This window comes from Rhodococcus sp. APC 3903 (genome assembly GCF_030407755.1).
Lineage (GTDB): Bacteria > Actinomycetota > Actinomycetes > Mycobacteriales > Mycobacteriaceae > Rhodococcus_F > Rhodococcus_F erythropolis.
On the sequence record NZ_JASDCV010000038.1, the window covers coordinates 23,323 to 31,897 of the forward strand.

Here is an 8,575-nt window from a genome sequence, read left to right on the forward strand (position 1 = left end):
TGTCGAAGGCCGGACATCCTCCTTGGAGGATGTCCGGCCTTTCGCGGTGTGTGCGTGTTCTGTGTTCTGTGTACTGATCGATCAGACGGCACTGCTGGCTTCGACCAGGCCGATACGGTCGATGCGTTCGGTGCGGGTGATGAGCCGTTCAGTCGGATCGGTAGCACTGAGCACGCTCAGCTCGTAGTGCAGTACCGCTCCGACGCGAGTGCAGAATGCGGCGGATTCGTCCGCGGCATCGGGAAATTCGGGGATGACCCGATCGACGATGCCGCCCGTGAGCAGATCGAAGGACCGTATCCCTTGACCGGCCGCCATCTCCGGAGCGTGCGTGATGTCGTGGAACATGATCGCGCTTGCACCCTCGGGAGGTAAGGGCGAGAGCCAACCGTGGCGGGCCGCCAGCACTCGATCGGCCGGAATCAGTGCCAGGGCGCCGCCGCCGGTGCCCTGCCCGAGCAGGAGGGAAATGGTGGGGACCTCGAGTGAAATCATGTCGGCTATACACCGAGCGATCTCGCCGGCCAATCCACCTTCTTCGGCTTCCTTCGACAGGGCGGCGCCTGCCGTGTCGATGATCGTCACCAACGGCAGGTCGAGCTCTGCGGCAAGCCGCATCCCTCGCCGAGCTTCCCGCAGAGCGCCGGGGCCGAGTGGGGAGTGAGCAGTCTGTCCGCGTCGGTCCTGTCCGAGAAGGACGCAGGGCATGTCGCCGAAGCGAACGAGCGCGAGCATGATGCCGGGATCGTTCTCGCCTTGGCCGGTTCCGTTGAGCGGGAGCATGTCCGAGGCGGAATTGAGCAACACTTCCCGGATTCCCGGTCGGTCTTCGCGTCGGGATGCGACGACGGATTCCCACGCCGACGTATCGGGTGGGCAATCGTACGAGCACGGGTCACTCGGCAACGAGTACCCACGACGTCTCGAGGTGATGATGCGCAATGCGCGGTCGACGATTTCGGCGAGCTGGTCTGGCGGCCTCACCGCATCGATGAGTCCGTGCTCGTGAAGGTTCTCCGCTGTCTGGACACCGACGGGGAAAGGTGAGTTGTACAAAGCCTCGAACACCCGGGGGCCGAGGAATCCCACGAGGGCTCCTGGCTCCGCGATCGTCACGTGACCGAGTGACCCCCAGGACGCGAATACGCCTCCGGTGGTGGGGTTTCGGAGGTAGACGATGTAGGGCAGGTGCGCTTCTTTGTGCTTGATGAGCGCCGCGGTGATCTTGACCATCTGCAGAAATGCCGTTGTCCCCTCCTGCATACGCGTTCCTCCGGAGGTGGGAAGCGCAAGAAGGGGCAGCTGCTCTTGCGTCGCTCGACGGATGGCGACGACGAGGCGTTCGCCCGCCGCCACGCCGATCGATCCGCCGAGAAAGCCGAACTCGCAGACGATGATTGCCACACGGCGGCCTCGGACGGAGGCGCTTCCGGTCAGGACGGACTCGTCGAGCCCGGTCTTCTCCTGCGCCCGCAGAAGTGCTTCGGCGTAATCGGAGTCGGTCGCGACGGGGATCGGAGGGGTATCCCACGACTTCCAGGTGCCGGCATCGATCACCAGGTCGAGCAAGTCGCGAGCCGTCAGGCGGTTCATCGGGTGAATCCTTGTAGCCACGACATGACTTCGTCAGTGTCTTCACCGAGTACCGGCGGTGCGGTGTGCCGGGTCTCCGTCACTTCTGTTCCGTCCGGATCGAAGAATCGCAGCGGCGGCCCGGGCAGTGTGATGTTTCCGAGCGTGCTGTGGTCGACGTCGACGAGCAATCCCTGTGATCGGGTCTGTTCCCATTCGTACACTTCGGAGATCGTCCGAACCCGTCCTGCCGGTATTCCGATGCGGTCGAGTTCGGTCAGAAGCTCGTCACGCGAATACGGTTTGAAGGTACGTTCGATCAATTCGACGACCTGGAAATGATTTTCGACGCGTTCGGCGTTTGTTGCCATACCGGGGGCGTCAGGGTCGAGGTCGAATCCTTCGCAGAATCTTCTCCACAGGCTTTCGCTGCCGACCGAGATCTGTACTGCGCCATCGCCGGTACGAAAGAGTCCGTACGGTGCGATGGAGGGATGGTGGTTGCCTTGCGCTGTGCCTACCTCGCCGGCGACGGTCCACTTCGTTCCTTGAAACGCGTGAACACCGACCACGCTGGCCAAGAGCGACGTTCGAACGACACGGCCTCTCCCCGTCTGTTCGCGTTCCTTCAAGGCCGCGACGACGCCGAACGCCCCGTACATTCCGGCGAGAAGATCGGCGATCGGAACTCCGACTCGTTGAACGTCGTCCGGATTCGAGCCGGTCAGCGACATGAGTCCGGCTTCCCCCTGGGCGATCTGGTCGTAGCCGGCGCGACCACCTTCCGGGCCGTCGTGGCCGAAACCGCTGATGGACAGGACGATCAGTCGAGGATTGAGTTCGGCCAGCCGCTCGGTGGAGAATCCGAGTCGATCGAGAACTCCGGTGCGGAAGTTCTCCATGAGAACGTCGGCGCGGCAGACAAGATCTTCGAGGGTTGCGCGCCCGCTGTCGGATTTGAGGTCGAGCGTGATCGACTTCTTGTTCCGGTTCGTGGAGAGGAAGTACGTCGATTCCCGTTGCGTGTTCGGTGGTTCCAGCGGTGGTTCCAGCGGTGGCTCGACAAAAGGCGGCCCCCACCCCCGGGTGTCGTCGCCACCGTGAGGTGATTCGACCTTGATCACGTCGGCACCCAGATCGCCGAGCATCATTGCCGCGTGAGGACCCGCGAGTGCGCGCGTGAGGTCGACGACAATCACGTCGTGTAGCGGACCACTACGAGCACTTGTGTTGTGAGGCTTCGAAGTCGAGTTCATGTCGCACCGCCGTGTTCTGGTGTAATTGGCTGAGCCAGTTGGTGGTTGAGGCCTCCGTAGTTCGGTCGACTCCGGTCCGCTGGACCGAGAAATCGGCCAGGGCCACTGAAGGAGGTATGTGCGGCCCGTCTTTCGAACCGTAAGCGCGCACCGGTCAACGGCACATGGGTAACCTTGCCGATGACGGGTATCAGTGGTGGGTAAGAAGTGACGAACGCTTAACGCACGGCTGGATTGCGGTTGTATCGAACCGTAATCGGGGCGCTCTGTCAGCCTATTGGGTGCATCTTCATGACATTTCGTGCATCTTCATGACCTGCAGGGCGAGTGAGACGTTCAATCGAAGGACGGGGTCGTCGGTGAACGATCCGACGACGCTCTCCAGCTTTCCGATTCTGTATCGCAAAGTGTTGTAGTGCATATGCAGTGCCCGGGACGCCTCGGCGACATTGCAATTGCAGTCGAGCAACGTCTGGAGTGTCAGACGCAAATCTGCGGCTTCGGCGTTGTCCGCCGACAGGGACTTCAGAACGTCATCGGTGAACGAACGCAGTTCGCTCTTGTCCGTCTGGAGCGAGAGGAGTCGGTGTACGCCGAGTTCGTCGAAGTGCGCGATCTGGCCCGGCCCGTTGATACGTCGGCCGACGACCACGGCCGTACAGGCTTGGTCGTAGGCAGCAGGTAGATCGGCCAGGGAGTAGATCACCCGGCTCACTCCCGTGCTGAAGGAGCGGCGGCCGCTGGTGCGATCTCCGGCAACCTTGCGCACCAACCCTTCGATGTCCCGAACCGCACGGTCGGTGCTGGTGGGGAAAAGCGTGACCACCTCGTGTCGAAACCCGACGGAGGGTGCCGTCCGCTCGTGGGTGCGTACCACTTGTTGCCAGCCGTCGCTGAGTCGATCTTGGTCCGTGCGCGTGGAATTCGCGTGTTGGGATTCCGGGTGATCGACGTCGAGTTCCGCAACCACAACGGCAAGTGGACGAGTGACATCCCACCCCAACTGGGTGAAATGCGCGCTCACTTCCGCCGGCGAGCCGGCTTCACCTATCAGTGCGTCGCGGAGGAAGTCGCCGCGGAATTTGGATTCCACTGCCGCAACTGCCAGCTGCTTGGTGACGGCCAGCGCAGCAACGGTGGCCGCTCGCTCCAGCGCTTGGACGACAACTGCGCCGAGTTCGTGGGTGCCGGCGTACGCGACCATTCGGCCGTGGTCGGTGCCGCCGGCCACCACCCGGGTGAGCGCCAACTGACCAGGAAATCCTTTGGGCGCGTTCTGTAAACCGACAGCGACCCGTTCGGTCAGGAACCGACCGGTGCTTTCGAACAACGGAAGCGCGTTCAGCGCGGCTGAATCTCCGGCCTCCGTCAACACTCTTCCGTCCGGCGAGCAGATGAGAACGCTGACGTCGAAAAGCGCGGCGAATTCCGCGGCAATCTGGGGTAGATCGCCACCTTCCAAGACGATCGACGTCAACGAGCGGTGAAGACGATCGGCAATGTCGAGTGCCGCAGACTGCTTCGCCACCAACTTGGTGAAGACCTCCGAGATCACCTCGTCGAATCCTGCGGTGACGGGAAGAACCAACAACGGCAGCCCTCGCTGCTCTGCCATGTGCAGCATGGCTTCCGGCAGTTCGTCGAGATAGCGGCCCGTTTTCACGGCAAGTGCCGCGACTCCTCGGCGTGCGAGACCGTCGACGAGGTCGCTGAGATCTGTATCGTCGAGAAGCTCTCCGGTTCGCCCGTAACGCAGCGGGAACCCGGTTGTCACCAACAGTTCGTTCGGCTTCACCCAAGCGAGGATGTCCGGTACTTCCATCACGTTCACCGATTGAACGAGGTGGCGCAAGCCCCCGTGCCCGGCAAGGACTTCGGCTCCACGCAGACTGGGCAGCTCGAGGACATCCCGAACCGTCAGTCTGTAGTCGCCACCTTCTGGCAAATGTTGAAGCTCTTCGCTCGAATATTTGGCAGATCTATCCATGTCGCGAGACTACGCTCGATCACGCGACGAACATTGTCAACAGTTGACGAAAATAGCCTCTCGAAATGAGTGGTTCTCCGTATGTCTGCCAACTACCGTGGTCCGAATTGGCGATCGCCCGCGTCTCCGAGTCCAGGTACCAGGAAAGCATTTTCGTTCAGGCCGTCGTCGATGCTCGCAGTGAGGAGCCTGACTGGATGTCCGGAGTTCCTCAGTGCTTCGATCCCCTCCGGAGCCACGACGACACATATTGCAGTCACATCGGTGGCTCCGCGTGCAATGAGCAGATCGATTGTGCGGATGATGGATCCACCGGTCGCCAACATCGGATCGAGGACGTAGACGGGGGTGCCCGACAGATCAGCGGGAAGGGACTCCAGATACGGAACCGGTTGGTGTGTCTTCTCGTCTCGTGCCATTCCCACGAAACCGACACCTGCCTGCGGAATAAGGGCACTCGCCTGCTCGACCATGCCGAGGCCTGCTCGCAAGACCGGTACCAGGAGCGGTGGATTTGCCAGCCGCACTCCCAGCGTCGGAGCAACTGGCGTCTCGATGTCGAACTGTTCCACTTCTGCGCCGCGCATGGCCTCGTAGACCAACATATGGGTCAGTCTGCGCAAGGCGGACCGGAAAGTTGCGTTGTCGCTGCGAGCGTCGCGCATGGTCGTGAGCAGCGATGCCGCCAGCGGATGGTCGACAACAGTGGTGTCCATGGTCGAATCGTAAGTGAGAACCGATGGGGCGGCGCACAACCGGTGAATTGGAGTCGAAATAACCAATCGCGGTTTTCGTTTGGGCAACTATTGACGATGCCGAAGGGTTCGAGTCGTCATAGCGTGGTCGGCATGGCAGTTCCGAACCGCTCGGCTGGGCTGGGCGCCAGGAGCTGTCAAGGCCCAATTTTGCCTCCACGATTCCCTATACAAGGAGATGCCAATGCCCGAAGCAATCGAGGTCCGTAAGGTTCCGCTACACAGCGTCTCCGACGCCAGTGAGCTCGCCAAGCTGATCGACGACGGTGTCCTCGAGGCCGACCGCGTCATTGCAGTCATCGGCAAAACCGAGGGTAACGGCGGCGTCAACGACTACACGCGAATCATCGCGGACCGAGCGTTTCGAGAGGTTCTCTCCGCCAAGGGTAATCGCAGCCCCGAAGAGGTGGCGGAGGTGCCGATCGTCTGGTCAGGCGGCACGGACGGTGTGATCAGCCCGCACGCGACGATCTTCGCGACGGTACCGGCAGACAAGGTCACCAAGACCGACGAGCCGCGACTGACCGTGGGTGTCGCCATGAGTGAGCAGCTGCTGCCCGAGGACATCGGTCGTACCGCAATGATCACCAAAGTAGCTGCGGCAGTGAAAGATGCGATGGCCGATGCCGGAATCACCGATCCCGCCGACGTGCACTACGTACAGACCAAGACTCCGTTGCTGACAATCCACACCATCCGTGACGCCAAGAGTCGCGGCAAGACCGTGTGGACCGAACAGACTCATGAGTCGATGGACCTGTCCAACGGCGGTACGGCGCTCGGAATCGCGGTTGCACTCGGCGAAATCGACATGCCGACCGACGAGGATGTCATGCACAGCCGCGAGCTCTTCTCCTCTGTTGCATCCTGCTCGTCCGGCGTCGAGTTGGACCGTGCTCAGATCGTTGTCGTCGGTAACGCACGTGGCGTCGGCGGACGCTACCGGATCGGCCACAGCGTGATGAAGGATCCGCTCGACCAGGACGGCATCTGGGCGGCGATCCGTGACGCCGGACTCGAACTTCCGGAGCGGCCGCACTCGAGCGACCTGGACGGTCAACTCGTCAACGTGTTCTTGAAGTGCGAGGCCAGCCAGGACGGAACGGTCCGCGGCCGTCGTAATGCGATGCTCGACGACTCCGACGTGCACTGGCACCGCCAGATCAAGTCGTGCGTAGGTGGAGTCACGGCAGCTGTCACCGGTGATCCGGCAGTGTTCGTCTCGGTCTCGGCAGCGCATCAGGGCCCCGAGGGCGGCGGCCCTGTCGCCGCCATCGTCGATCTCGGTCAGTAGCCGGTAAGAACCTCGCTGGAAACTTCGACAGTCGCGCGCCGCCACCGGTAATTCGTCCTCGAATCAGTTGCCGGTGGCGGCGAATCCGACCGAGATTCTGCCGGCGCAACCCACTTCACTGCTTGAAAGGATTCACGATGGTTCATGCTGCTGACCCTGTCGACGAGAGCGTTTCCGGTGCGCCCGAGAATCGCGAGCTCGTCATGGCCGATGCGGTCACGCTCAGTGGTCTGATACGCAGGCGTGAAGTGTCGTGTGTCGAGGTGATGGACAGCTACCTCGACCAGATCGAAGTTCATAACCCGGCGGTGAACGCGATCGTCGCATTGCGGGATCGGGAAGCGTTGACGGCGGAGGCGCGCGAGCGTGATTCGCAGTTGGCGAGTGGGCAGTATCTCGGTTGGATGCACGGGTTTCCGCATGCGGTGAAGGATCTTTCGGCAGCCAAGGGTCTGCCGTTCACGTCCGGGTCGCCGATGTTCGCGGATCGAATCGCCGAAGAGGACGACCTGTTCGTCAAGCGGATCAAGTCTGCCGGTGCCATCGTGATCGGCAAGACGAACACACCGGAGTTCGGGCTCGGATCGCAGACGTACAACCCGGTGTGGGGTACGACGGTGTCGCCGTACGACAATTCGCGCACTGCCGGCGGTAGCAGCGGAGGCGCAGCAGCGTCGTTGGCGCTTCGCATGCTGCCGGTGGCTGATGGAAGCGATTACATGGGTTCGCTCCGAAACCCGTCGGCGTTCAACAACGTTGTTGGGTTTCGACCTTCCTGGGGTCGGATACCGGAGACGGGATTCATCGCTCAGGGCGCTGTTGTGGGTCCGATGGGCCGAACCGTCACCGACGTGGCTCACCTTCTCTCTACGATGGCGGGGCCGGATGCCTATGCACCGTTGGGGATTCGTGAGAATCCCGCTGTGTTCACCGAAAGCCTCGCACGGGATCTGAAGGGCTCTCGGATCGCATGGGTCGGTGACTGGAACGGTTACCTGGCAACCGAACCTGGAGTTCTCGAGTTGTGCGAATCCTCGTTCGAGGTCTTCGAACAGTTGGGGTGCCGCGTCGAGGCAGCACTTCCCGACTTCAAACCCGAGGACATCTGGCAACTGTTCCTGCGATGGCGTTGGTGGGCGCAGCTCGGTTTGATCGATCAGTACAACGATCCGAGCTTGCGTGAGTTGATGAAGCCCGAACTGTTGTGGGAACTCGAGCATGCGGTCACCCTCTCGGCACTCGACGTGACCAAGGCTGCGGAGGCCCGCAACGGCTGGCTGTCGGCCATTACCAAGATGTTCGAAACCTACGACTACATTCTCGCGCCGAGTGCTCAGGTGTTTCCTTTCGACAAGAACACTCACTGGCCCGAGAACGTCGACGGGCGGTCGATGGACACGTATCACCGGTGGATGGAGACGGTTGTTCCCTGGACGATGGCCGGGGTTCCGGTTGCGGGGATGCCGGTCGGCTTCGACGATCGTTCGCTTCCCATGGGTATCCAGATCATCGGTCGGCACGGAGCCGACTTGGACGTACTCCAACTCGCCTACGCATTCGAGCAGGCAACCCAGTGGGTCGAGCGGGTTCTTCCTCCCGCACTCCGCGTGAACTGACCTAATCTATTTCGAACGTATCCAGTTGGGAGAGAACGACGATGGCTTCGGCATTGTGGCACGGGTTCGCGGACATGGGCGCTGTGGAGAAGAAC

Annotated in this window: 6 protein-coding genes; 2 read left to right on the forward strand and 4 right to left on the reverse strand. The window is 61.7% G+C overall.

All coding sequences use genetic code 11. The features are described from left to right. Nucleotides 1-81 precede the first annotated feature (81 nt). From QMA15_RS30385 to upp, 4 genes are all read right to left on the reverse strand, one after another. Nucleotides 82-1,593, reverse strand: a complete 1,512-nt coding sequence (locus tag QMA15_RS30385) for a carboxyl transferase domain-containing protein (protein ID WP_290288330.1) — start codon at nt 1,591-1,593, stop codon at nt 82-84. After that, on the reverse strand, nt 1,590-2,828 hold the full coding sequence (locus tag QMA15_RS30390; RefSeq protein ID WP_290288334.1) for a CoA transferase: 1,239 nt from the start codon (nt 2,826-2,828) through the stop codon (nt 1,590-1,592). The genes QMA15_RS30385 and QMA15_RS30390 overlap by 4 nt, the downstream gene beginning before the upstream one ends. Nucleotides 2,829-3,117: 289 nt before the next feature. Next, nucleotides 3,118-4,815 (reverse strand): PucR family transcriptional regulator, encoded by a 1,698-nt coding sequence (locus QMA15_RS30395; RefSeq protein ID WP_003946020.1) that lies wholly within the window; start codon nt 4,813-4,815, stop codon nt 3,118-3,120. Between the two features lie 92 nt (nt 4,816-4,907). Continuing rightward, nucleotides 4,908-5,531: a uracil phosphoribosyltransferase gene (gene upp, locus QMA15_RS30400; protein WP_019746096.1), complete on the reverse strand. Its 624-nt coding sequence runs from the start codon at nt 5,529-5,531 to the stop codon at nt 4,908-4,910. Between the two features lie 223 nt (nt 5,532-5,754). On the opposite strand from upp, the gene QMA15_RS30405 reads away from it, so the two are divergent. Both QMA15_RS30405 and QMA15_RS30410 read left to right on the forward strand, forming a co-directional pair. Then, nucleotides 5,755-6,864 (forward strand): ring-opening amidohydrolase, encoded by a 1,110-nt coding sequence (locus tag QMA15_RS30405; protein ID WP_003946033.1) that lies wholly within the window; start codon nt 5,755-5,757, stop codon nt 6,862-6,864. A 137-nt stretch (nt 6,865-7,001) separates the two neighbouring features. Then, nucleotides 7,002-8,480: an amidase gene (locus QMA15_RS30410; protein ID WP_070386017.1), complete on the forward strand. Its 1,479-nt coding sequence runs from the start codon at nt 7,002-7,004 to the stop codon at nt 8,478-8,480. Nucleotides 8,481-8,575: the final 95 nt, after the last annotated feature.